This window comes from Pseudomonas sp. IT-P44, assembly GCF_949768225.1.
Taxonomy (GTDB): domain Bacteria; phylum Pseudomonadota; class Gammaproteobacteria; order Pseudomonadales; family Pseudomonadaceae; genus Aquipseudomonas; species Aquipseudomonas migulae.
The window spans coordinates 199,562-220,597 of record NZ_CATKQM010000101.1 but is presented as its reverse complement, the minus strand read 5'-3'; the positions used below and the strand labels follow the sequence as shown (position 1 = coordinate 220,597).

General features: G+C 60.8%; 20 protein-coding genes and 1 riboswitch. Of the genes, 13 read left to right on the top strand and 7 right to left on the bottom strand.

The window, feature by feature from the left end; translation table 11 throughout:
* Positions 1 to 62 precede the first annotated feature (62 nt).
* The 9 genes from mdcA to madM all read left to right on the top strand — a co-directional run bounded on the left by mdcA (position 63) and on the right by madM (position 7,321).
* A complete protein-coding gene (mdcA, locus tag ACM6IO_RS30040; protein WP_008026213.1) occupies positions 63 to 1,733 on the top strand; it encodes a malonate decarboxylase subunit alpha in 1,671 nt (556 codons plus the stop codon).
* Entirely contained in the window at positions 1,733 to 2,608 is an 876-nt protein-coding gene (locus ACM6IO_RS30035; RefSeq protein ID WP_280162421.1) for a triphosphoribosyl-dephospho-CoA synthase, read from the top strand. Before mdcA ends, ACM6IO_RS30035 begins: the two co-directional genes overlap by 1 nt.
* A complete protein-coding gene (locus ACM6IO_RS30030; RefSeq protein WP_008026217.1) occupies positions 2,608 to 2,907 on the top strand; it encodes a malonate decarboxylase subunit delta in 300 nt (99 codons plus the stop codon). The genes ACM6IO_RS30035 and ACM6IO_RS30030 overlap by 1 nt, the downstream gene beginning before the upstream one ends.
* Positions 2,900 to 3,751: a biotin-independent malonate decarboxylase subunit beta gene (locus ACM6IO_RS30025; RefSeq protein WP_008026220.1), complete on the top strand. Its 852-nt coding sequence runs from the start codon at positions 2,900 to 2,902 to the stop codon at positions 3,749 to 3,751. The genes ACM6IO_RS30030 and ACM6IO_RS30025 overlap by 8 nt, the downstream gene beginning before the upstream one ends.
* Positions 3,748 to 4,551, top strand: coding sequence for a biotin-independent malonate decarboxylase subunit gamma (gene mdcE / locus ACM6IO_RS30020; protein ID WP_223434056.1), 804 nt, complete (start codon positions 3,748 to 3,750; stop codon positions 4,549 to 4,551). The genes ACM6IO_RS30025 and mdcE overlap by 4 nt, the downstream gene beginning before the upstream one ends.
* Complete coding sequence (locus ACM6IO_RS30015; RefSeq protein ID WP_414912721.1) at positions 4,545 to 5,165, top strand: malonate decarboxylase holo-ACP synthase; 621 nt, start codon at positions 4,545 to 4,547, stop codon at positions 5,163 to 5,165. The genes mdcE and ACM6IO_RS30015 overlap by 7 nt, the downstream gene beginning before the upstream one ends.
* Entirely contained in the window at positions 5,162 to 6,073 is a 912-nt protein-coding gene (gene mdcH / locus ACM6IO_RS30010) for a malonate decarboxylase subunit epsilon (RefSeq protein ID WP_414912720.1), read from the top strand. Before ACM6IO_RS30015 ends, mdcH begins: the two co-directional genes overlap by 4 nt.
* Before the next feature lie 65 nt (positions 6,074 to 6,138).
* Positions 6,139 to 6,555 carry a malonate transporter subunit MadL gene (gene madL / locus ACM6IO_RS30005; protein ID WP_192227557.1) on the top strand — a complete coding sequence of 139 codons (417 nt, stop codon included), beginning with the start codon at positions 6,139 to 6,141 and terminating at the stop codon, positions 6,553 to 6,555.
* Between the two features lies 1 nt (position 6,556).
* Complete coding sequence (gene madM, locus ACM6IO_RS30000) at positions 6,557 to 7,321, top strand: malonate transporter subunit MadM (RefSeq protein WP_008026230.1); 765 nt, start codon at positions 6,557 to 6,559, stop codon at positions 7,319 to 7,321.
* A 112-nt stretch (positions 7,322 to 7,433) separates the two neighbouring features.
* Here the strand turns inward: madM and ACM6IO_RS29995 are convergent, their stop codons facing one another.
* Positions 7,434 to 8,348, bottom strand: coding sequence for a LysR substrate-binding domain-containing protein (locus tag ACM6IO_RS29995; RefSeq protein ID WP_414912719.1), 915 nt, complete (start codon positions 8,346 to 8,348; stop codon positions 7,434 to 7,436).
* A 235-nt stretch (positions 8,349 to 8,583) separates the two neighbouring features.
* Between ACM6IO_RS29995 and trhA the strand changes: the two genes are divergently transcribed.
* Positions 8,584 to 9,201, top strand: coding sequence for a PAQR family membrane homeostasis protein TrhA (gene trhA / locus ACM6IO_RS29990; protein ID WP_008033324.1), 618 nt, complete (start codon positions 8,584 to 8,586; stop codon positions 9,199 to 9,201).
* Positions 9,202 to 9,314: 113 nt separating this feature from the next.
* Here the strand turns inward: trhA and ACM6IO_RS29985 are convergent, their stop codons facing one another.
* Together ACM6IO_RS29985 and ACM6IO_RS29980 are read right to left on the bottom strand one after the other, a co-directional pair.
* Positions 9,315 to 10,034 carry a 16S rRNA (uracil(1498)-N(3))-methyltransferase gene (locus ACM6IO_RS29985; RefSeq protein WP_192416729.1) on the bottom strand — a complete coding sequence of 240 codons (720 nt, stop codon included), beginning with the start codon at positions 10,032 to 10,034 and terminating at the stop codon, positions 9,315 to 9,317.
* 151 nt (positions 10,035 to 10,185) lie between these two features.
* The gene (locus ACM6IO_RS29980) at positions 10,186 to 11,592 is read right to left on the bottom strand and encodes an adenosylmethionine--8-amino-7-oxononanoate transaminase (RefSeq protein WP_008045039.1); all 1,407 of its coding nucleotides are present in this window, start codon (positions 11,590 to 11,592) and stop codon (positions 10,186 to 10,188) included.
* A 223-nt stretch (positions 11,593 to 11,815) separates the two neighbouring features.
* Here ACM6IO_RS29980 and ACM6IO_RS29975 point away from each other — a divergent pair, with 223 nt between their 5' ends.
* The 3 genes from ACM6IO_RS29975 (at position 11,816) to ACM6IO_RS29965 (ending at position 15,015) form a co-directional block, all read left to right on the top strand.
* Positions 11,816 to 13,582, top strand: coding sequence for a flavin monoamine oxidase family protein (locus ACM6IO_RS29975; RefSeq protein WP_192227561.1), 1,767 nt, complete (start codon positions 11,816 to 11,818; stop codon positions 13,580 to 13,582).
* Positions 13,583 to 13,834: 252 nt separating this feature from the next.
* Positions 13,835 to 14,386, top strand: a complete 552-nt coding sequence (locus ACM6IO_RS29970; protein ID WP_414912718.1) for a cytochrome b — start codon at positions 13,835 to 13,837, stop codon at positions 14,384 to 14,386.
* Positions 14,387 to 14,418: 32 nt separating this feature from the next.
* Positions 14,419 to 15,015 (top strand): YceI family protein, encoded by a 597-nt coding sequence (locus tag ACM6IO_RS29965; RefSeq protein ID WP_008033318.1) that lies wholly within the window; start codon positions 14,419 to 14,421, stop codon positions 15,013 to 15,015.
* 238 nt (positions 15,016 to 15,253) lie between these two features.
* Here ACM6IO_RS29965 and ACM6IO_RS29960 read toward each other — a convergent pair whose 3' ends face one another.
* From ACM6IO_RS29960 to ahcY, 4 genes are all read right to left on the bottom strand, one after another.
* On the bottom strand, positions 15,254 to 17,128 hold the full coding sequence (locus ACM6IO_RS29960; RefSeq protein WP_223434062.1) for a DEAD/DEAH box helicase: 1,875 nt from the start codon (positions 17,126 to 17,128) through the stop codon (positions 15,254 to 15,256).
* A 222-nt stretch (positions 17,129 to 17,350) separates the two neighbouring features.
* Positions 17,351 to 18,166, bottom strand: a complete 816-nt coding sequence (locus ACM6IO_RS29955; protein WP_226298183.1) for a substrate-binding periplasmic protein — start codon at positions 18,164 to 18,166, stop codon at positions 17,351 to 17,353.
* A 196-nt stretch (positions 18,167 to 18,362) separates the two neighbouring features.
* Positions 18,363 to 19,208, bottom strand: coding sequence for a methylenetetrahydrofolate reductase [NAD(P)H] (gene metF, locus ACM6IO_RS29950; RefSeq protein WP_008045026.1), 846 nt, complete (start codon positions 19,206 to 19,208; stop codon positions 18,363 to 18,365).
* 191 nt (positions 19,209 to 19,399) lie between these two features.
* Positions 19,400 to 20,809: an adenosylhomocysteinase gene (ahcY, locus tag ACM6IO_RS29945; protein ID WP_008045025.1), complete on the bottom strand. Its 1,410-nt coding sequence runs from the start codon at positions 20,807 to 20,809 to the stop codon at positions 19,400 to 19,402.
* Positions 20,810 to 20,832: 23 nt separating this feature from the next.
* A riboswitch (S-adenosyl-L-homocysteine riboswitch) is annotated at positions 20,833 to 20,931 on the bottom strand.
* Between the last annotated feature and the right edge of the window lie 105 nt (positions 20,932 to 21,036).

Sequence of the window (21,036 nt, the reverse complement as noted above, 5' to 3'; positions counted from 1 at the left end):
TTGATGCCCCCCACCCAACCCTCCTAAGGTGACTCCCACGACAGCGAACCCGTGGAGTGGTCATGACAACAACAATATCCCCCGACTCGCGATGGACGCGGCGGCGCAGCGAAAAGCAGCGGCGTCTGGCGTTGGTCAAGGGCCTGGCTGACGGTGTGGTGCTGCCCACCGACAACATCGTGGCCGCGCTGGAGGCACTGATCCTGCCCGGCGACCGCGTGGTGCTGGAGGGCAACAACCAGAAGCAGGCGGATTTTCTTTCGCGCTCCCTGGCCAAGGCCGATCCTGCCAGGCTCCACGACCTGCACATGATCATGCCCAGCGTTGGGCGCTCCGAGCATCTGGACCTGTTCGAACGCGGCATCGCCCGCAAGCTCGATTTCTCTTTCGCCGGCACCCAAAGCCTGCGCATCAGCCAGTTGCTGGAAGACGGCCTGCTGGAAATCGGTGCGATCCACACCTACATCGAGCTCTACGCACGATTGGTGGTCGACCTGATTCCCAACGTCGTGCTCTCGGCCGGTTTCATGGCCGACCGCGCCGGCAACATCTACACCGGCCCCAGCACCGAAGACACGCCGGCATTGATCGAACCAGCGGCCTTCAGCGACGGCATCGTCATCGTTCAGGTGAACCAGCTTGTCGATGACGTTACTGACCTGCCTCGCGTCGACATCCCCGCGTCCTGGGTCGATTTCGTGGTGGTGGCCGACAAGCCGTTCTACATCGAGCCGCTGTTCACCCGCGACCCACGGCACATCAAGCCTGTGCACGTGCTGATGGCGATGATGGCGATCCGCGGAATCTACGAAAAACACAACGTGCAGTCGCTGAACCACGGCATCGGTTTCAACACCGCCGCCATCGAACTGATCCTGCCGACCTACGGCGAATCCCTCGGCCTCAAAGGCAAGATCTGCCGCAACTGGACGCTCAATCCACACCCGACCTTGATCCCGGCCATCGAAAGCGGCTGGGTCGAAAGCGTGCATTGCTTCGGCACCGAACTGGGCATGGAAAACTACATTGCTGCGCGGCCGGACGTGTTCTTCACCGGGCGCGACGGGTCGCTGCGTTCCAACCGGATGTTCAGCCAACTGGCGGGGCAATACGCGGTGGACCTGTTCATCGGCGCGACCCTGCAAGTCGATGGCGACGGCCATTCTTCCACCGTGACTCGCGGGCGCCTGGCCGGTTTCGGCGGGGCACCGAACATGGGGCATGACCCGCGTGGGCGGCGTCACGGCACGCCGGCCTGGCTCGACATGCGCCACGGCGATGCGCCGGAACCCTTGCTCGAACGCGGCAAAAAACTCGTGGTGCAAATGGTCGAAACGTTCCAGGAGGGCGGCAAACCGACCTTCGTCGAAACCCTCGACGCGATTGAAGTGGCGAAGAAAAGCGGCATGCCGCTGGCGCCGATCATGATTTACGGCGACGACGTCACCCACCTACTGACCGAAGAAGGCATCGCCTATTTGTACAAGGCGCGTTCGCTGGAAGAGCGTCAGGCAATGATCGCCGCCGTCGCTGGCGTGACTGCCATCGGCCTGCGTCACAACCCGAAAGACACCGCCCGGATGCGTCGCGAAGGCTTGATCGCCTTGCCTGAAGACCTCGGCATCCGTCGCACCGACGCCACCCGCGAATTGCTCGCCGCCAAAAGCGTGGCCGATCTGGTCGAGTGGTCCGGTGGCCTCTACAACCCGCCCGCCAAGTTCAGGAGCTGGTAATGCACGCATTCAACCTGCAACCCAAACCTCTGTCGCTGGCCGAACGGCTGGCGGACCTGGCAGTGGACGCGCTGATCGACGAAGCGGACCTGTCGCCGAAACCGGCGCTGGTGGATCGTCGCGGCAATGGCGCACACACCGATTTGCACCTCGGGCTGATGCACGCTTCGGCGTTGTCGCTGTGGCCAGCATTCAAGGAAATGGCGGAATCGGCCATCGCGTTTGGCGAAGTCGGTGTACCGCTGCGCGAAGCGATTGGGCGGATTGGCCGGGAAGGCGAGCAAACCATGCTCGCCACCACTAACGGTGTGAATACACATCGGGGCGCGATCTGGGCGTTGGGCCTGCTGGTCACTGCCGCCGCGCTGGACTGCTCGAATACCCACGCAAGCACGGTGACGTTGCGGGCAGCCCGACTGGCGATACTCGACGACCGTTTCGCCCCGCGTCCTCTGAGCCACGGCGCGCAAGTCGCCCAACGTTACGGCGCGCGTGGTGCCCGTGAAGAAGCCCAACTCGGTTTCCCTTCGGTGATTCAACGCGCACTGCCGCAACTCAAGCGCAGCCGCGCTGCCGGCCATGGCGAACAGAACGCCCGGCTCGATGCGCTGCTGGCGATCATGACTCAACTGAGTGACACCTGCGTGCTCTACCGCGCCGGCGAACAAGGCCTGCACACCATGCAACTCGGCGCCCAGGCAGTACTCGACGCGGGTGGCAGCGCCAGCCTCGCCGGTCGCCGGCGCTTGCATGAACTGGACGAACAATTAATCGCGTTGAATGCCTCGCCCGGCGGCGCTGCGGACTTGCTCGCAGCCTGCCTGTTCATCGACCGCATTGCGTCGGCTGACGGCATCAACCAGGGAGCGTTTTGATGGAAACCTTATCCTTTGAATTCCCCGCCGGGCAGCCGCCACGCGGTCGCACGCTGGTGGGTTGTGTCGGTTCGGGCGATCTGGAAGTGCTGATCGAACCGGGTCAGGCCGGCAAGCTGACCATCAAGGTGCAGACCTCGGTCAATGGCGCCGAACAACGCTGGCAGCATCTGTTCGCACGGATGTTCGACGGCCAGACACCACCGGCAATGGCCATCGATATCCACGATTTCGGCGCGACCCCCGGCGTGGTGCGCTTGCGTCTGGAACAAGGCTTTGAGGAGATCGGCCATGACTGACAGTGCAGCGCTCCTCCACAAGCACAGCTTCATCGAACTCGGCGCCCGACACCGGGCGAAAGCCTTGCTCGACGCCGGTACCTTCCGCGAATTGCTCGACCCGTTTCAACGCGTCATGTCGCCGTGGCTGTCGCGCCAGGGCGTGGTGCCACAAGCCGATGACGGCGTGGTGATTGCCAAGGGCAGCCTCGGCGGTTTGCCGGTGGTGATCGCTGCCATCGAAGGCGCTTTCCAGGGCGGCAGCCTCGGCGAAGTCGGCGGGGCGAAGATTGCCGGTGCGCTGGAGCTCGCCGCTGAAGACAACCGTAACGGCATTCCAACCCGCGCCGTGTTGCTGCTGGAAACCGGCGGCGTGCGCTTGCAGGAAGCCAACCTTGGGCTGGCGGCAATTGCCGACATTCATGCGGCGATTGTCGATCTGCGGCAGTACCAACCGGTGATCGGCGTGGTGGCGGGCAGCGTCGGCTGCTTTGGCGGGATGTCGATTGCCGCCGGGTTGTGCAGCTATTTGTTGGTGACTCAGGAAGCACGGCTTGGCCTGAACGGCCCACAGGTGATCGAACAGGAAGCCGGGCTTGAGGAATACGACTCCCGCGACCGTCCTTTCATCTGGAGCCTGACCGGTGGCGAGCAACGCTTTGCCAGCGGTCTGGTGGATCGCTTTGTCGCTGACGATGTGGCGCAGGTCCGACAGCAGGTCAGTGAATTGCTGCAACAAGGCTTGCCGGAACAACAACGCAGTCGTCAGGCCGATCTGTTCCTGCAACGACTGGCCCGCCTGGACGCCGAACCGCAAATCGATGCGGCGACGGTTCGCGATCTGTATCAAGGAGAGCGCTCATGAATTCGTATTCCCTGAGAGGTTTGAACTGGTTCAACGCCTTGAGTGCAGGCGCGAAACCGGTGGAGGGTTTGCCTGCATCACTGAAAGCCGCTGATGGTGTGGTGGGCGAACAACCGGTCCGGTTTATCGCAGTGGTGGCAGATCCCGACAACCGTTTCGTCCGCGCTCGCAACGGTGAAGTGGGTTTGCTGGAAGGTTGGGGCTTGGCCAAGGCTGTGGATGAAATCATCGTGGCTGACGCTGATAAATCGCATAAGCGCGCCGTGATCGCGATCATCGATGTGCCGAGTCAGGCTTACGGTCGGCGCGAAGAAGCGCTGGGCATTCATCAGGCACTGGCCGCTGCGGCGGACAGTTATGCCCGCGCCCGGTTGGCTGGCCACGCTGTGATTGGTTTGCTGGTGGGCAAGGCGATGTCCGGAGCGTTTTTGGCTCATGGCTACCAGGCTAACCGGCTGATCGCCCTGCGTGATCCGGGCGTGATGGTGCATGCGATGGGCAAGGCGTCAGCGGCGCGGGTGACCTTGCGCAGTGTCGAAGAATTGGAAGCACTGGCCGCCAGCGTGCCGCCGATGGCGTATGACATCGACAGCTACGCCAGTCTCGGTTTGCTGTGGGAAACCTTGTCGGTGGACCAGATTGAGCAGCCAACATCAGCGGATCTGGCGCGAGTGACGGAATGCCTGAATCTGGCGATTGGCGATGTTGCCGCAAGCGGTCGCGATTTGAGCAGCCGTTTGGGCGCGAGCAACCGCGCCGCGTCGAGCACGGTTCGCCAACTGCTGAGAGCGCAGTGGTGAACACGTTTCTGGCTCACGACCTGCTGTGGGGGATGACCCCGGAGCAGTTGCCTGCGCAGGCGCCTGCGTGGGTGATCGAGTCGATCCGCGTGGGTCAGCCGGTGGTGGTTCGGCGTGCGGTGAGTACGCCGGGTTTTATCGCGGTCGGGGTGCGTGGTCGGTTGCGTGAGCAGCGGTATGCGACGGTGATGGCGGTCGATGCGGTTCAGCGTCGGGTCACACCGGAAGCGCTGTGTCATGTCTCGATCGATCGGGATTTGCCCGCCGTGCAGGCCCTCAACCAATTGCGGCCGTTGCTCGATGACTGCGGTTGGGTGTGGGGCGTCAGCGGCAGTGCCGGGTTTGAATTGGCCAGTGGCATTGTTGCCTTGCATGAGGGCAGCGATCTGGATTTGGTCCTGCGTACGCCGCAGGTTCTGGAACGGTTAAAGGCGCAGGGACTGCTGAAGATTCTGGACAGCGCCGCGTGCCAGGTGGACATGCAATTGCAGACGCCATTTGGCGCCGTCGCCCTGCGTGAATGGGCCGGTCCTGCGCGTCGGGTGTTGCTGAAAAACGCGAGTGAAGCCTGCCTTGTGATCGATCCGTGGAACCCGCAGGAGCAAGCAGCGTGAGCAGTTTGTTGGTGTTCCCCGGCCAGGGCGCGCAGCAGCCGGGCATGCTCCATCGTTTGCCTCGCGAGACGGTGATCGAGGCGAGCGAAGTGCTTGGCGAAGACGCATTGCTGCTGGATTGCGCTGAAGCATTGAAATCGACACGGGCGGTTCAGCTGTGCCTGTTGATTGCCGGTGTCGCGGCTTCGCGTCAGTTATCCATGACGCCGGATTACGTGGCGGGCTTGTCCATTGGTGCTTATCCGGCCGCCGTGGTTTCGGGTGCCTTGAGCTTCAGCGATGCGCTGCATCTGGTCAGCTTGCGCGGTGAATTGATGCAGCAGGCTTATCCACACGGCTACGGCATGACCGCGATCATCGGTCTCGATTTATCTACAGTGGAAGGCTTGCTGGCGCAGGTTCACAGCGTCGACACGCCGGTTTACCTGGCCAACATCAACGCCGATAACCAGGTGGTGATTGCCGGCAGCGACGGCGCGATGAAGGCCGTCGCCGAGTTGGCGAAAGGACGCGGCGCAGGCCTGGCCAAGCGCCTTGCCGTCAGCGTGCCGTCGCACTGCCCGCTGCTGGATGCGCCGGCGAAAATCCTGGCCGAAGCTTTCACCAGCGTGCAGTTGAAAAGCCCGACGGTGGGCTATCTGAGCGGCAGTCGCGCCCGGCCAATCATCAACATTGAAGCCCTGCGCGAAGACCTGGCTTACAACATGTGCCGCATCGTCGATTGGCGCGGCACGGTACAAAGCGCCTACGAGCGCGGCGTACGGCTACAAATCGAACTGCCGCCCGGTGCGGTGCTGACCGGGCTGGCGCGCCGGGTGTTCGAGCAGGGCACCGTGATTGCCTTCGACGGGGCGCGGCTCGACACCTTGCAGGCGCTGTTGCGTGAGGAGGGAAGCCGCCAACTCTAGACCTCCAACTCAGGCCTTCGAACAACAAAAACAACATTCGACGATGCACTTTGAGGACTACAACAATGATTATTTACGGTGTGGCGCTGTTGGCGATCTGTACGCTGGCAGGGGTGATTCTGGGCGATGCGCTGGGCGTAATGCTGGGCGTCAAATCCAATGTGGGCGGGGTAGGGATCGCGATGATCCTGTTGATCTGCGCGCGGTTGTGGATGCAAAAGCGCGGCGGCATGACCAAGGATTGCGAGATGGGCGTCGGCTTCTGGGGCGCCATGTACATTCCGGTGGTGGTGGCGATGGCGGCGCAACAGAACGTCGTGACCGCATTGCACGGCGGCCCGGTGGCGGTGCTCGCGGCCATCGGTTCGGTGGTGCTCTGCGGCTGCACCATTGCCCTGATCAGCCGGACCCACAAAGGCGAACCGTTGCCTGATGAACCTGCGGAACTCACGCCCCTCGGCACGCCAGTAGGAGGCCGCTGATATGTTGGAAGTCATCGAGAAAGGCTTGGCAACTAACGGTCTGGTCACGGCGTTCGCGTTCGTTGGCGTGATCATGTGGGTGTCGGTGGTGTTGTCCAAACGCCTGACGTTCGGGCGGATTCATGGCTCGGCAATTGCCATTGTCATCGGCCTGGTCCTGGCGTGGGTCGGCGGCACCATGACCGGCGGGCAAAAAGGCCTGGCGGACCTGACACTGTTCTCGGGTATCGGTTTGATGGGCGGGGCGATGTTGCGCGACTTTGCCATCGTTGCCACGGCGTTTGAAGTGCAGGCCACCGAAGCGAAAAAGGCCGGGATGATCGGCGTGATTGCGCTGTTGCTGGGCACGGTGTTGCCGTTCATTGTCGGGGCGAGCATTGCCTGGGTGTTCGGTTATCGCGATGCAATCAGCATGACCACCATCGGTGCGGGCGCGGTGACGTACATCGTCGGGCCGGTGACTGGCGCGGCGATTGGTGCGAGTTCCGATGTGGTGGCGTTGTCGATTGCCACCGGGTTGATCAAGGCGATTCTGGTGATGGTCGGCACGCCGATGGCAGCGCGCTGGATGGGGTTGGATAACCCGCGCTCGGCGATGGTGTTTGGCGGGTTGGCCGGTACGGTCAGCGGTGTGACCGCCGGGTTGGCGGCGACGGATCGGCGGTTGGTGCCTTATGGCGCGTTGACGGCGACGTTCCACACCGGGCTTGGGTGCTTGCTTGGGCCATCGCTGCTGTATTTCATTGTTCGCGGGATCGTCGGTTAACCCGATGGGTCATTGTTGAATGTGCTGACGTCTTCGCGGGCAAGCCTCGCTCCTACAGAGACTGCATATCCCTGTAGGAGCGAGGCTTGCCCGCGAAGGGTGCGACGCGGTCTTAAGCCTGGCGATTGGCATACATCCGACACTCCGCCAGCAGCGCGAGCAAATTGGGGTCGCGCTCCTTGGCCTTCAAAAACACCACGCCAATGTGCTGCTGCAACCGATACTTTTCCTGCAACGGAATCAGCTTCACCCGGTTTTCATACACCGCTGCAATCCTTCCTGGCAGCAACGCATAACCCACCCCCGAACTGACCATGCTCAGCAGGGTGAAGATGTCGTTGACCTGCATCGCCACCTTCGGCTCGACCCCCGCCTGTTTGAACACCCGATTGCCATCCTGGTGCGTGGCGAAGCCTTGGGTCAGGGTAATGAACGTCTCGTCGCGGACTTCGGCCAGATCGACTTCCGTGCGTTGGGCAAACTTCGAGTCCGCCGGGGTGGCCAGGAAAATGTCATCGGAAAACAGCGGGATCTGCTCGCAATCCGGGTCGTTCACGCTCTCGTCCAAAGACACCAGGATCGCGTCGACTTCCATGTTCTTGAGCTTGTACAACAGGTCGAAATTCGAGCCGAGGATCAGGTCGATGTTGAGTTCGCTGCGGCGGATTTTCAGACCCATGATCAGTTGCGGAACGGTCTTCACCGTCAGCGAATACAACGAACCCAACTTGAAGCGCTCAGCCGAGAACCCGGCGGCTTCGCGGGTCAGACGCACGGTTTCGACCACGTCCTGAATCAGCTTTTGCGCCCGTTCTTCCAGCACGTAAGCACTTTCAAGCGGCGTCAGGTTACGACCTTCGTGCTTGAACAGCGGGCAGCGCAGGGCACTTTCCAGTGAGTGGATCGCCCGGTGCACACTGACGTTGCTGGTCTGCAACTCGGCAGCGGCGCGAGCCAGATTGCCGGTGCGCATGAAGGCGAGGAACACCTCGAGTTTTTTCAGGGTCAACTCTTCATCGATCAGCATGGGCGTGACTCTTATTCGAATGGCTCGATTGTGCCTAATTCATCTGGTTCGCGCAGACCTTTGTAGGAGCGGCCGGGCGGCGTTCCGTTTGCTGGCGATTGGGCCTCAAAATTTACGTTGATCTTGAGGCCGCCATCGCCAGCAAGCCGGCTCCTACAGTTTTGAAACATTGCGCTTTTACGCTTGAGGCCTGAGCCTTGCGCAACGCTGCATTGGATTGTGAGGTGAGCAACACATGTACCACGGGGAAAGATTGAACGCCTGGACGCATCTGGTCGGGGCGGTGGCGGCGACGGTTGGGGTGGTGTGGATGCTGGTGATTGCCGGCATGGACGGCAGCCCGTGGAAGATCGTCAGCGTGGCGATTTACGGGTTTACCTTGATGGTGCTCTACAGCGCGTCCACCGTTTACCACAGCGTGCGCGGGCGCAAGAAAGCGATCATGCAGAAGGTCGATCACTTTTCGATCTACCTGTTGATTGCCGGCAGCTATACACCGTTTTGCCTGGTGACCCTGCGCGGGCCGTGGGGCTGGACGTTGTTCGGGATTGTCTGGGGGCTGGCGCTGATCGGCATCCTTCAGGAGATCAAGCCGCGTTCGGAAGCGCGGATCCTGTCGATCGTGATTTACGCGGTGATGGGCTGGATCGTGCTGGTGGCGGTCAAGCCGCTATTGGCGGCGCTGGGCACGGCCGGGTTTGCCTGGCTGGCGTCGGGCGGGATTTTGTACACCGTGGGGATTATCTTTTTTGCCCTGGATCATCGGTTGCGGCATGCGCACGGGATCTGGCATTTGTTCGTGATCGCGGGGAGTTTGCTGCACTTTGTGGCGATTATGTTTTACGTCTTGTAGACCGTGTCGCGGCCATTCGCTAGCAGGCTAGCTCCCACAGAAATCTCCAGTGAACATGAAACTGGTGAACACCCAAAATTCAATGTGGGAGCTAGCCTGCTAGCGATGGCGGCCTAGAAATCACCCCAAAGTTGCTGGGCAACCGCCAGTGCAACCACTGGCGCAGTCTCGGTGCGCAACACCCGCGGGCCGAGGCGGGCGGCCTGGAAGCCGCTGGCCTTGGCCTGATCGACTTCGGCATCGGACAAACCTCCCTCCGGACCGATCAGGAATGCCAGACTTGAAGGTTTGGCATGACTCACCAACGGCTCAGCCACCGGATGCAGCACCAGCTTCAACTCCGCCTCGGTCTGCTTCAACCAGTCCGCCAACAACATCGGCGGGTGAATCACCGGTACCCGTGAACGCCCGCATTGCTCGCATGCGCTGATCGCCACCTGGCGCCAGTGCATCAGGCGTTTGTCGGCGCGCTCGTCCTTCAAGCGGACTTCACAGCGGTCGCTGAAGATCGGGGTGATTTCGCTCACGCCCAGTTCGGTGGCTTTCTGAATCGCCCAGTCCATCCGCTCGCCACGGGACAGGCCCTGGCCGAGATGGATCTGCAGCGGCGATTCGATTTGCCCGGCGAAGCTTTCGTCGATCTGCACCACGACGCGCTTCTTGCCGACCTCGACCAGCTTCGCGCGAAACTCATGACCCGAACCGTCGAACAGTTGCAACGCATCACCCTCGGCCATGCGCAGCACGCGGCTGATGTAATGGGCCTGGGCCTCGGGCAACTCGTGCTCGCCAGTGCTCAGGGGGGCGTCGATAAAGAAGCGGGACAGTCTCATGCGGGTTCTCTGGAAAGTGTTAAATCATCTGAATCGGTGGCGACTTCATTCGCGAGCAAGCCCGCTCCCACATTGAAATGCATTCCCCTTGTGGGAGCGGGCTTGCTCGCGAAAGCGGCAGCCCAGACACCCACAAGCTCAAGCCAATCAATCAACCCGGATCGCGGAAGCCGGGGTGGAAATCCTGCGGCACCGACACGCTCACACTGTTGCGTGTCGCAATGTCGATCCCTTCACTGGCTACTTCCGCCAGAAAGTCGATCTGCTCCGGGGTGATCACGTACGGCGGCAGGAAATACACCACGCTGCCCAGCGGTCGAAGTAAAGCACCGCGTTCCAGCGCGTGCTGGAACACCTTCAAGCCACGACGTTCCTGCCACGGATAAGCTTCTTTGGTCGCCTTGTCCTTGACCATCTCGATGGCCAGCACCATACCGGTCTGACGCACTTCCGAGACGTTCGGATGATCGGCCAGGTGCGCGGTGGAGGAGGCCATGCGCTGGGCCAGCGCCTTGTTGTTCTCGATCACGTTGTCTTCTTCGAAGATATCCAGTGTCGCCAACGCCGCCGCGCACGCCAGCGGATTGCCGGTGTAACTGTGCGAATGCAGGAACGCGCGCAAGGTCGGGTAGTCGTCGTAGAACGCGCTGTAGACATCTTCCGTCGTCACGCACGCCGCCAGCGGCAGGTAACCGCCAGTCAGGGCCTTGGACAGGCAGAGGAAGTCCGGGCGGATGCCGGCCTGTTCGCAGGCGAACATCGTTCCGGTGCGGCCGAAGCCGACGGCGATTTCGTCGTGGATCAGGTGCACGCCATAACGGTCGCAGGCTTCGCGCAGCAGTTTCAGGTAAACCGGGTGATACATGCGCATGCCGCCGGCACCCTGGATCAGCGGCTCGACGATCACCGCCGCGACGGTGTCGTGATTTTCGGCCAGGGTCTGTTCCATCGCGGCGAACATGTTCCGCGAATGCTCTTCCCAGCCCATGCCTTCAGGGCGCAGGTAGCAATCGGGGCTCGGCACCTTGATGGTGTCCAGCAGCAACGCCTTGTAGGTTTCGGTGAACAGCGGCACGTCGCCCACCGACATCGCCGCCATGGTTTCGCCATGGTAACTGTTGGTCAGGGTGACGAAGCGCTTCTTGTTCGGCTGGCCGCGGTTGAGCCAGTAGTGAAAGCTCATTTTCAGCGCGACTTCGATGCAGGACGAACCGTTATCGGCGTAGAAGCATCGGGTCAGGCCTTCCGGCGTCATCTTCACCAGACGCTCGGACAACTCGATCACCGGCTGATGGCTGAAACCGGCGAGGATCACGTGTTCCAGCTGATCGACCTGATCCTTGATGCGCTGGTTGATGCGCGGGTTGGCGTGGCCGAACACGTTGACCCACCAGGAGCTGACGGCGTCGAGGTAGCGTTTGCCTTCGAAGTCTTCCAGCCACACGCCTTCACCGCGCTTGATCGGGATCAGCGGCAACTGTTCGTGGTCTTTCATCTGGGTGCAGGGATGCCACAACACGGCGAGATCGCGTTGCATCCACTGATTATTCAGGCCCATTTCCAGTCTCCTCGAGGCGGTCCGCGACAGGCGCGGACATACAATCGCGCAAGCCTATGCAATGCGTGGCATCGGGACAACCCATTGTGTCGAATGAGCTACTTTGTATAGGGCGATAGACGTCGCTGGCGGCCCTTTGATGGCTAACGTATTCTTCGCGGTTCTTTGAGTCGTCTGACTCGCAAAACCGCTTTTTTCTACGTGTATTTCCGGAGTTCGCTGAATGTCTGCTGGTTGGCTGCGCGCCTGTGCGCTGGTGATGTTGGGGCTGTTCAGCGTGTCTGCGCTGGCCAAGGATAAAACGGCGATCGTGATTGGCGGCGGGCTCTCGGGCCTGACGGCGGCGTACGAACTGCAGAACAAGGGCTGGCAGGTCACCCTGCTGGAAGCCAAACCGACCCTGGGCGGTCGTTCCGGCATGGCCACCAGCGAATGGATCGGCAACGACAAGACTCAGCCGGTTTTGAACAAGTACGTATCGACCTTCAAGCTGAGCACCACGCCGGCCCCTGAATTCGTGCGCACGCCGAGCTACCTGATCGACGGCGTGTATTACACCGCCGCTGACCTGGCCACCAAAGAGCCGGCCACCGCTGACGCGCTCAAGCGTTACGAGAAGACCCTGGACGACCTGGCGCGCTCGATCGAAGACCCGCTGAACCCTGCCGCAACCAGCGCGCTGCATGCCCTGGACCAGATCAACGTCTCCAACTGGCTCGACCGTTTGACGTTGCCAGCCACGGCTCGTCAATTGATCAATCAGCAAATCCGTACCCGTTATGACGAACCTTCGCGCCTGTCGTTGCTGTACTACGCACAACAGAGCCGGGTTTACCGTGGCGTGTCCGACCGTGACCTGCGCGCTTCGCGCCTGCTGGGCGGCAGCCCGGTGCTGGCACAAGCCTTCGTCAAACAGCTGAAAACCATCAAGACCAGTTCCCCGGTCTCGTCCATCACCCAGGACAAGGACGGCGTGACCGTCAAGGTCGGCAGCGTCGGCTATCAGGCTGACTACGTCGTGGTCGCGGTGCCGTTGCGCGCCCTCAACAAAATCGTGATGACCCCGGCGCTGGATGCCCAACACATGGGCGCGATCAAAGGCACCAACTACGGTTGGCGCGACCAGATCATGCTGAAGTTCAAGACGCCGGTCTGGGAAAGCAAGGCGCGCATGTCCGGCGAGATCTACAGCAACACCGGCCTGGGCATGTTGTGGGTCGAGCCGGCGCTGAAGGGTGGCGCCAACGTGGTGATCAACCTGTCCGGCGACAACGCACGAGTGATGCAGGCCTTCGGCGACAAGCAGATGGCCGATCAGGTGCTGATTCGCTTGCACACGTTTTATCCACAGGCGCGCGGTTCGTTCACCGGTTATGAAATCCGTCGCTACAGCACCGACCCGTCGATGGGCGGCGCTTACCTGGCCTTCGGTCCGGGCCAGATCAGCAAGTTCTGGCGCCTGTGGGAACGTCCGCTGCAACGCGTAGCGTTCGCTGGCGAACACACCGACACCTTGTACCCGGGCACTCTGGAAGGCGCGTTGCGCACTGGTCAGCGTGCAGCCGGTCAGGTTGAAGACCTGGCGGCCGGCAAGTCGTTTGAACCGGCGAAGGTTGTTCCGGCAGCGACTGCTGCAGCAGCCGGCGCAGTGGCGGCGAAGAAAGGCAACTTCTTCAGCAACCTGTTCGGTGGTTCCTCGGACGACGACAAGAAGCCGGAACCCGTGAAAGCGCCAGAGCCCGTCACACCGCCAGCCCCGGCACCGGCTCCAGTAGCAGCCCCGGCCCCTGCGCCAGTGGAAGCGCCGAAACCTGCCGCACCGGTGAAAGCCGAGCCGGCCAAGAAGGCTGCGGCCAAGGCACCGGCGAAAAAGCCTGCGGCCGAAACCAAAAAGGCCCCGGCGAAACCGGCGGCAAAGAAAGCTGAAGCGGCGAAGAAACCAGCAGCCAAACCTGCTGCAACTCCGGTAGCTGATACCAAAGCGCAGTAAGCGTCTGGATTAAAGAAACGCGGCGCAAATGCCGCGTTTTTTTATGCCTGAAGAAAAGAATTGAATAAATCTCATGGCATTGGTGTTCTTGATCTGGACGTCATTTTTTTTCACACATTGGTCGTTAATCTTTCCTTAACTCACCGATTTCAGACTCTTGATCGTATTTCTCGATATTTCAAAGCGAAATTTTCCGCTTTAATTCGATAGATAACTCGATAGTCTTGGTCGCAATTCTCACAGGATTTGGGCATGCAGCTACGTAACTCTTCTTCCCGCTACGGTTGGGTCAGCATCTTCATGCACTGGGGCGTGGCGCTGGCGGTCTTCGGTCTGTTTGCACTGGGCCTGTGGATGGTCGATCTCGACTACTACAGCACCTGGCGCAAAGATGCGCCGGAGTTGCACAAGAGCATTGGCCTGGTGTTGCTGGCCGTGATGGTGCTTCGGGTGCTGTGGCGCTTTATCAGCCCACCACCGCCAACGCTGGAAAGCTATGGCCGGCTGACGCGCATCGGCGCGAAGTTTGGCCATTCGTTCCTGTACCTGGGTCTGTTTGCTGTGATGATTGCCGGTTACCTGATTTCCACCGCAGATGGTGTCGGGATTCCGGTGTTTGGCCTGTTCGAAGTTCCTGCACTGGTTTCCGGACTACCGGACCAGGCAGACACCGCCGGTGAGATTCATCTGTATCTGGCATGGGTGCTGGTAATTTTTTCCGGTCTCCATGCGTTGGCAGCATTGAAGCACCACTTTATCGATCGTGATGCGACCCTTACTCGAATGCTGGGTCGCAAAGCCTGAAGTTCAACCTCGACTCCAAAGGAATAGAAAGCATGTTGAAAAAGACCCTCGCCGCTCTGGCAATCGGTTCCGCTCTGCTGTCCGCCGGTAACGTAATGGCAGCTGATTATGTCGTCGACAAGGAAGGCCAGCACGCCTTCGTTGACTTCAAGATCAGCCACCTGGGCTACAGCTTCATCACCGGTACCTTCAAGGATATCGACGGCAAGTTCAGCTTCGACGCTGCCAAGCCTGAAGACGCCAAGATCGAGTTCAATGTGAACACCGCCAGCGTCTTCACCAACAACGCCGAACGCGACAAGCACATCGCCAGCGGTGATTTCCTGAACGCGAGCAAATTCGCTAAAGCCACCTTCGTTTCCACCAGCGTCAAATCCACCGGCAAAAACGCCGCTGGCAAAGACACTGCGGACGTGGCGGGTGATCTGACCATCGCTGGCGTGACCAAGCCAGTCGTGGTCAAGGCGACCTTCCTGGGTGAAGGCAAGGATCCATGGGGCGGCTACCGTGCCGGCTTCGAAGGCACCACCAACCTCAAGCGTTCCGATTTCGGCAAGCAGAAAGACCTGGGCCCAGCGTCCGACGCGGTTGAACTGTACGTGACGTTTGAAGGTGTCAAAGCGAAGTAATTTTCGCGCCTGACACAAAAACGCCCCCGATCTCACGATCGGGGGCGTTTTTTATTGCCAAGCGTAATCTGCGTCGCACCACGAATCCTGTAGGAGCGAGGCTTGCCCGCGAAAGCGCCAGCGGCCTCACCACAGAAATCCGGTTGACCCCTTCGCGGGCAAGCCTCGCTCCTACGAAGAGCAGAAAAAAATGCCCCGGATCGTGAGATCAGGGGCATTTTTCATTGCTGGGTAAAACTCAGCGGTTGCGAGTCAGCAACGCTGGTTTCTCACCGCGCGGACGGCCTGGCAATTGATCAAGCTGTTCAGGCGTCGGGAAACGATCGGTTTTCGACTCCTTGTGAATGATCTTCGGAGCCGGGCCACGCGGGTTTTGCACAGCCGGTTCCGAGCGTGACTGCTCGTCACGTGCCGGGCGACGGTTGCGGCCTTCTTCGCGACGGGCCTGACCGTCACGTGGCGCGCCGTTGCGTGGACCGCTGCGCTTGGCTGGCGGCGTGCCAGTGGAGGCGCCGTCGCTGCTGCGTGGACCGCTTTGGCGACCCTGAGGCTTGCCGCCGGTGCGTGGAGCACCTGCGCCAGCGGCCGTGCCTTGTGCCGGAGCACCCGGACGGCGGCCACGGCCCTGGGCCGGTTTGGCTTGAGGCACGTAGTCGACGCGGTTACCGAAGTTATCGATATCGTCGTCCAGGAACTCGTCCGGAGCGCGATCAGCGGCAGCGCGTGGCGCCGGGCGCTGTTGCTCGCGGGCAGGCGTGCCTTCGCGTGGCTTCTGCTCACGTGCCGGGCGCTCGCCACGGCCGCTGGCCGCCGGTTTTTCCTTGCCGCCCTTGTCCTTGCCCTTGTCTTTACGACCGCCACCACCGCCGCTGCCGTTCGGACCGTCGCCGCGCGGGCCACGTGGGTTGCGCGGGTTACGCACGTCCGGACGCTCGCGCACTTCCGGCTTCTCGGCTTCCACGGCGCTGGAATCGAAGCCCATCAGGTCGCCGTCGGCGATTTTCTGCTTGGTCATGCGTTCGATGCTTTTCAGCAGTTTTTCTTCGTCCGGAGCCACCAGCGAGATCGCCTCGCCCGAACGACCGGCACGGCCAGTACGGCCGATACGGTGCACGTAATCTTCGTCGACGTTCGGCAGTTCGAAGTTGACCACGTGTGGCAACTGGTCGATGTCGAGGCCGCGTGCAGCGATGTCGGTAGCGACCAGGATGCGCACTTCGCCGGCCTTGAAGTCGGCCAGGGCTTTGGTGCGCGCGTTCTGGCTCTTGTTACCGTGGATGGCGACAGCGCTGAGGCCATGTTTATCCAGGTACTCGGCCAGGCGGTTGGCGCCGTGCTTGGTGCGGGTGAACACCAGCACCTGTTCCCAGGCGCCCGCAGTGATCAGATGCGCCAGCAGCGAACGCTTGTGGTTGGCTGGCAGGCGGAAAACCCGTTGCTCGATACGCTCGACCGTGGTGTTCGGCGGCGTCACTTCGATGCGTTCCGGGTTGTGCAGCAGCTTGCCGGCGAGGTCGGTGATGTCCTTGGAGAACGTCGCCGAGAACAGCAGGTTCTGACGCTTGGCCGGGAGGCGGGCCAGGACCTTCTTCACGTCATGGACAAAGCCCATGTCGAGCATGCGGTCGGCTTCGTCCAGTACGAGGATTTCCACGTGTGACAAATCGACGCTGCCTTGGCCGGCGAGGTCGAGCAGGCGGCCAGGGCAGGCCACCAGCACGTCAACACCACGGGACATGGCCTGAACCTGTGGGTTCATGCCGACGCCGCCGAAGATGCAGGCGCTGACGAACTTCAGGTCACGGGCATAGACCTTGAAGCTCTCGTGTACTTGAGCCGCGAGTTCGCGGGTAGGGGTCAGGACCAGTACGCGCGGTTGACGCGGGCCATGACGCTGGGATTTGTCCGGGTGACCGTTAGGGAACAACCGCTCCAGGATCGGAAGGGCGAAGCCACCGGTTTTGCCAGTACCTGTCTGAGCCGCAACCATCAGGTCGCGACCTTGCAACACGGCGGGAATGGCCCGCTGTTGCACCGGAGTAGGCTCGGTATAGCCCGCTGCCTCGATGGCGCGGACTAAAGCCTCGGAGAGACCGAGGGAAGCAAAGGACATGAGTAATCCTGTTTTAGTTAGGGCTTGGCCCAATGGGAGTCTTGCCTGGCGCGAATGGCGTTTAAGAGGACGCAATCCCGTCCGGTCCTGCTGGGCCTCGAAGGCTCGTCTGGAGCGCTCGCGCGGGCTGAAAAGCTGCGCTGTAGCGGGGTCGAGATGCCTTGAACAAGTCCGAGCGTCCGGGCGTGAGCCTGGCGGGAAGGCCGGAGTATAACAGAGCAATCACTGCGCGCCGCTTTCCTGCTGCTCAACGGTTTTTTCGCGGGCAGCGGTGGCCCCGGCAGTTTTCGTGCTGGTAGCCGGATCGGCGCCATAACGGGCGCTCAGTTCGGCGTACGCGGGTTCGCGCTTGAATCGTTTGAGCTCGGCGCCGAAACGCTGCACCAGCAAATCCATGCCCGCGTTGCGGCGCACTGCCAGAAACTGGCTCTGCTGGCTGATGACGGTCGGGTTTTCGCTGATCTGGTCGCGGATATTCAATTCGTCGAGCAAATGCTGGCCCACCCGGCGGTCGGTGATCAGCAGGTCGATCCTGCCGCGCACCAGTTTGCCGAAGTTGGCTTCATGGGTGGGCGCCGGTTCGCGCGTGAACAGCGTCGATTCACGGAAGTCCGGGCTGTACAGATAGCCCGGCGAGGTGCCTATCGTCAGGCCTTTCAGATCGTCGAGGGTGCGAAACGGATGCGGGCGTTCGTTGGCATAGAACAGCACGAACTGGACTTCCGAGAGCGGTTCGCTGGGGTAGAGCAGGGTCGCCTCGCGCTCGTCGCTGTGAAAAATGTCCAGCGCGCCATCGGCCTGGCCGGTTTCAAGCATCGACAGGCAGCGTTTCCACGGCAGGAACTGCCACTCGACTTCGATCCCCAGGCGCTTGAAGACGATGGCCGTGGTTTCGTAGTCCAGGCCCAGTGATTTGCCATTTTCCTCGTAGACATAAGGCGCCCACGGTTCAGTGACAATGCGTAGCTTCTCGCCCCGAGCGGCGAAGCTCAGGCAAGTGAAAACCAGCACGGCAATTAACTGTGGGATCAAAGGCATGGGCTTGAGATTACGACGAGAAACGGGAAAGAGCCAGAAACCGACTGCAGATGCTCTATCTCCGTGTGTTGCATCACAATAAAAGTACGTAGAAAGCAAAAAATCGCAGCCTTCGACCGCTCCTACAGGGATTAAACATGCCCGAATGTAGGAGTGGCCGAAGGCTGCGATCTTTTGATCTTGCTTTAAACGTTTATCAGCGCGGCAACTTCAGGTTGTTCCACACCGCCAGACTCGCTTCAGCCTGGTTCAGTGTGTAGAAGTGCAGCCCTGGCGCGCCACCTTGCAGCAGGCGTTCGCACATTTCGGTGATGACTTGTTCACCAAAGCCTTGAATGCTCTGGGTGTCGTCGCCGTAGGCTTCCAGTTGCTTGCGGATCCAGCGCGGGATTTCCGCACCGCAGGCATCGGAGAAGCGCGCCAGCTTGCTGTAGTTGGTGATCGGCATGATGCCCGGCACGATCGGGATGTTCACGCCCATCGCCCGTACACGCTCGACGAAGTAGAAGTAGCTGTCGGCGTTGAAGAAGTACTGGGTGATCGCACTGTCGGCGCCAGCGTTGGCTTTGCGCACGAAATTGGTCAGATCGTCTTCGAAATTGCGCGCTTGCGGATGCATCTCCGGGTAGGCGGCGACTTCGATGTGGAAATGATCACCGGTCTCTTCACGAATGAATTGGACCAGGTCGTTGGCGTGGCGCATTTCGCCGCTGGCCATGCCCATGCCCGAAGGCAGGTCACCGCGCAGGGCAACGATACGCTTGATGCCGGCAGCCTTGTATTGCGCCAGCAGGCCGCGCAAGTCGTCCTTGCTGTCGCCTACGCAGGACAGATGCGGTGCGGCAGGGACTTTGACTTCGCTTTCGAGCTGCAACACGGTGTTGAGGGTTCGATCACGGGTCGAACCGCCAGCGCCATAGGTGCAGGAGAAGAAATCGGGGTTGTACGTGGCCAGCTGACGAGCAGTGGCGAGCAGCTTTTCATGCCCAGCGTCGGTCTTCGTAGGGAAGAACTCGAAGCTGTAGCGACGGTCTTGGGACATGGTCATATCCTTGGAAACGCGTAAGCCTTGCAGTCGCCACGTTTACTGTAGGAGCGAAGCTTGCTCGCGAAAGCAACAACACGGTGCTTCAGAAACAACGCGGTGATGCTTTCGCGAGCAAGCTTCGCTCCTACAGGGGAGCGTGGTTTCTGCTTAAGTCCGCTCCCATGGGGAGCGGACAGCAGGTCGAATCAGTAGCGGTAAGCGTGCGGCTTGAACGGACCTTCGACAGTCACGCCGATGTAGTCGGCCTGGGTCTTGGTCAGTTGAGTCACGACGCCGCCGAAACCGCGGACCATTTCCAGGGCCACTTCTTCGTCGAGTTTCTTCGGCAGTACTTCAACAGTCAGGCGCTCGGCTTTCTGGGCTGGCGACAGGTCGGCGTACTTCTGGCCGAACAGGAAGATCTGCGCCAGAACCTGGTTGGCGAACGAACCGTCCATGATGCGGCTTGGGTGACCGGTGGCGTTACCCAGGTTAACCAGACGGCCTTCGGCCAGCAGGATCAGGTAGTCGTCGTTCTGGGCATCGAATGCGCCAGGACCGGTACGGTGGATTTTGTGAACCTGTGGCTTCACTTCTTCCCATGCCCAGTTCTTGCGCATGAAAGCGGTGTCGATTTCGTTGTCGAAGTGGCCGATGTTGCAGACAACAGCGCGCTTCTTCAGGGCTTTGAGCATGTTCGCGTCGCAAACATTGACGTTGCCGGTGGTGGTCACGATCAGGTCGATCTTGCCCAGCAGCGCTTTGTCGATGCTTGCTTCGGTACCGGTGTTGATACCGTCGATGAACGGCGAAACCAGTTCGAAACCGTCCATGCAGGCTTGCATGGCGCAGATCGGGTCGACTTCGGAGACTTTAACGATCATGCCTTCCTGACGCAGGGACTGAGCGGAGCCCTTGCCCACGTCGCCGTAACCGATGACCAGCGCTTGCTTGCCGGACAGCAGGTGGTCGGTGCCACGCTTGATCGCATCGTTCAGGCTGTGACGGCAGCCGTACTTGTTGTCGTTCTTGGACTTGGTCACCGAGTCGTTGACGTTGATGGCCGGGATTTTCAGCTCGCCCTTGGCCAGCATGTCCAGCAGGCGGTGAACGCCGGTGGTGGTTTCTTCGGTCACGCCGTGAACGCGATCCAGAACCTGTGGGTACTTGTCGTGCAGCAGCTGGGTCAGGTCGCCGCCGTCGTCGAGGATCATGTTGGCATCCCAAGGCGCGCCATCTTTCAGGATGGTTTGCTCCAGGCACCACTCGTACTCTTCTTCAGTCTCGCCTTTCCAGGCGAATACCGGGATGCCAGCAGCGGCGATAGCAGCAGCGGCCTGATCCTGAGTCGAGAAAATGTTGCAGGACGACCAGCGAACTTCGGCACCCAGGGCAACCAGGGTTTCGATCAGCACGGCAGTCTGAATGGTCATGTGGATGCAGCCGAGAATCTTGGCGCCTTTGAGCGGCTGCTCACCGACGTACTTGCGGCGCAGACCCATCAGGGCTGGCATTTCGGATTCAGCGATGATGGTTTCGCGACGGCCCCAGGCAGCCAGGGACATGTCGGCGACTTTGTAATCGTTAAAATCTGCAGGCGTGATAACAGCGCTCATGAAGAGCCTCCATTCGTAATGTATGCGAATGGGCGCCGTTGTGCGTTTAGTGTCTGGCCGTGGCCAGTCAACGCCCCATCCGAGCCTGACAGGTTGAACCTGCTGCAGCGCCCCTCGGACAGGTGGCGGGAAAACGGTATCAATGGAACGTTACCGTTTTGAAACGGGGGCGATTATAGCGGGCTATGCTGATCTTCCAAAGCGTTTCTGTCGGTCAATGTCCGAAC

Coding starts and splice junctions, on each gene's coding strand:
- mdcA (WP_008026213.1), top strand. CDS start 63: ATGACAACAACAATATCCCCCGACTCGCGATGGACGCGGCGGCGCAGC.
- ACM6IO_RS30035 (WP_280162421.1), top strand. CDS start 1,733: ATGCACGCATTCAACCTGCAACCCAAACCTCTGTCGCTGGCCGAACGG.
- ACM6IO_RS30030 (WP_008026217.1), top strand. CDS start 2,608: ATGGAAACCTTATCCTTTGAATTCCCCGCCGGGCAGCCGCCACGCGGT.
- ACM6IO_RS30025 (WP_008026220.1), top strand. CDS start 2,900: ATGACTGACAGTGCAGCGCTCCTCCACAAGCACAGCTTCATCGAACTC.
- mdcE (WP_223434056.1), top strand. CDS start 3,748: ATGAATTCGTATTCCCTGAGAGGTTTGAACTGGTTCAACGCCTTGAGT.
- madL (WP_192227557.1), top strand. CDS start 6,139: ATGATTATTTACGGTGTGGCGCTGTTGGCGATCTGTACGCTGGCAGGG.
- madM (WP_008026230.1), top strand. CDS start 6,557: ATGTTGGAAGTCATCGAGAAAGGCTTGGCAACTAACGGTCTGGTCACG.
- ACM6IO_RS29995 (WP_414912719.1), bottom strand. CDS start 8,348: ATGCTGATCGATGAAGAGTTGACCCTGAAAAAACTCGAGGTGTTCCTC.
- trhA (WP_008033324.1), top strand. CDS start 8,584: ATGTACCACGGGGAAAGATTGAACGCCTGGACGCATCTGGTCGGGGCG.
- ACM6IO_RS29985 (WP_192416729.1), bottom strand. CDS start 10,034: ATGAGACTGTCCCGCTTCTTTATCGACGCCCCCCTGAGCACTGGCGAG.
- ACM6IO_RS29980 (WP_008045039.1), bottom strand. CDS start 11,592: ATGGGCCTGAATAATCAGTGGATGCAACGCGATCTCGCCGTGTTGTGG.
- ACM6IO_RS29975 (WP_192227561.1), top strand. CDS start 11,816: ATGTCTGCTGGTTGGCTGCGCGCCTGTGCGCTGGTGATGTTGGGGCTG.
- ACM6IO_RS29970 (WP_414912718.1), top strand. CDS start 13,835: ATGCAGCTACGTAACTCTTCTTCCCGCTACGGTTGGGTCAGCATCTTC.
- ACM6IO_RS29965 (WP_008033318.1), top strand. CDS start 14,419: ATGTTGAAAAAGACCCTCGCCGCTCTGGCAATCGGTTCCGCTCTGCTG.
- ACM6IO_RS29960 (WP_223434062.1), bottom strand. CDS start 17,128: ATGTCCTTTGCTTCCCTCGGTCTCTCCGAGGCTTTAGTCCGCGCCATC.
- ACM6IO_RS29955 (WP_226298183.1), bottom strand. CDS start 18,166: ATGCCTTTGATCCCACAGTTAATTGCCGTGCTGGTTTTCACTTGCCTG.
- metF (WP_008045026.1), bottom strand. CDS start 19,208: ATGTCCCAAGACCGTCGCTACAGCTTCGAGTTCTTCCCTACGAAGACC.
- ahcY (WP_008045025.1), bottom strand. CDS start 20,809: ATGAGCGCTGTTATCACGCCTGCAGATTTTAACGATTACAAAGTCGCC.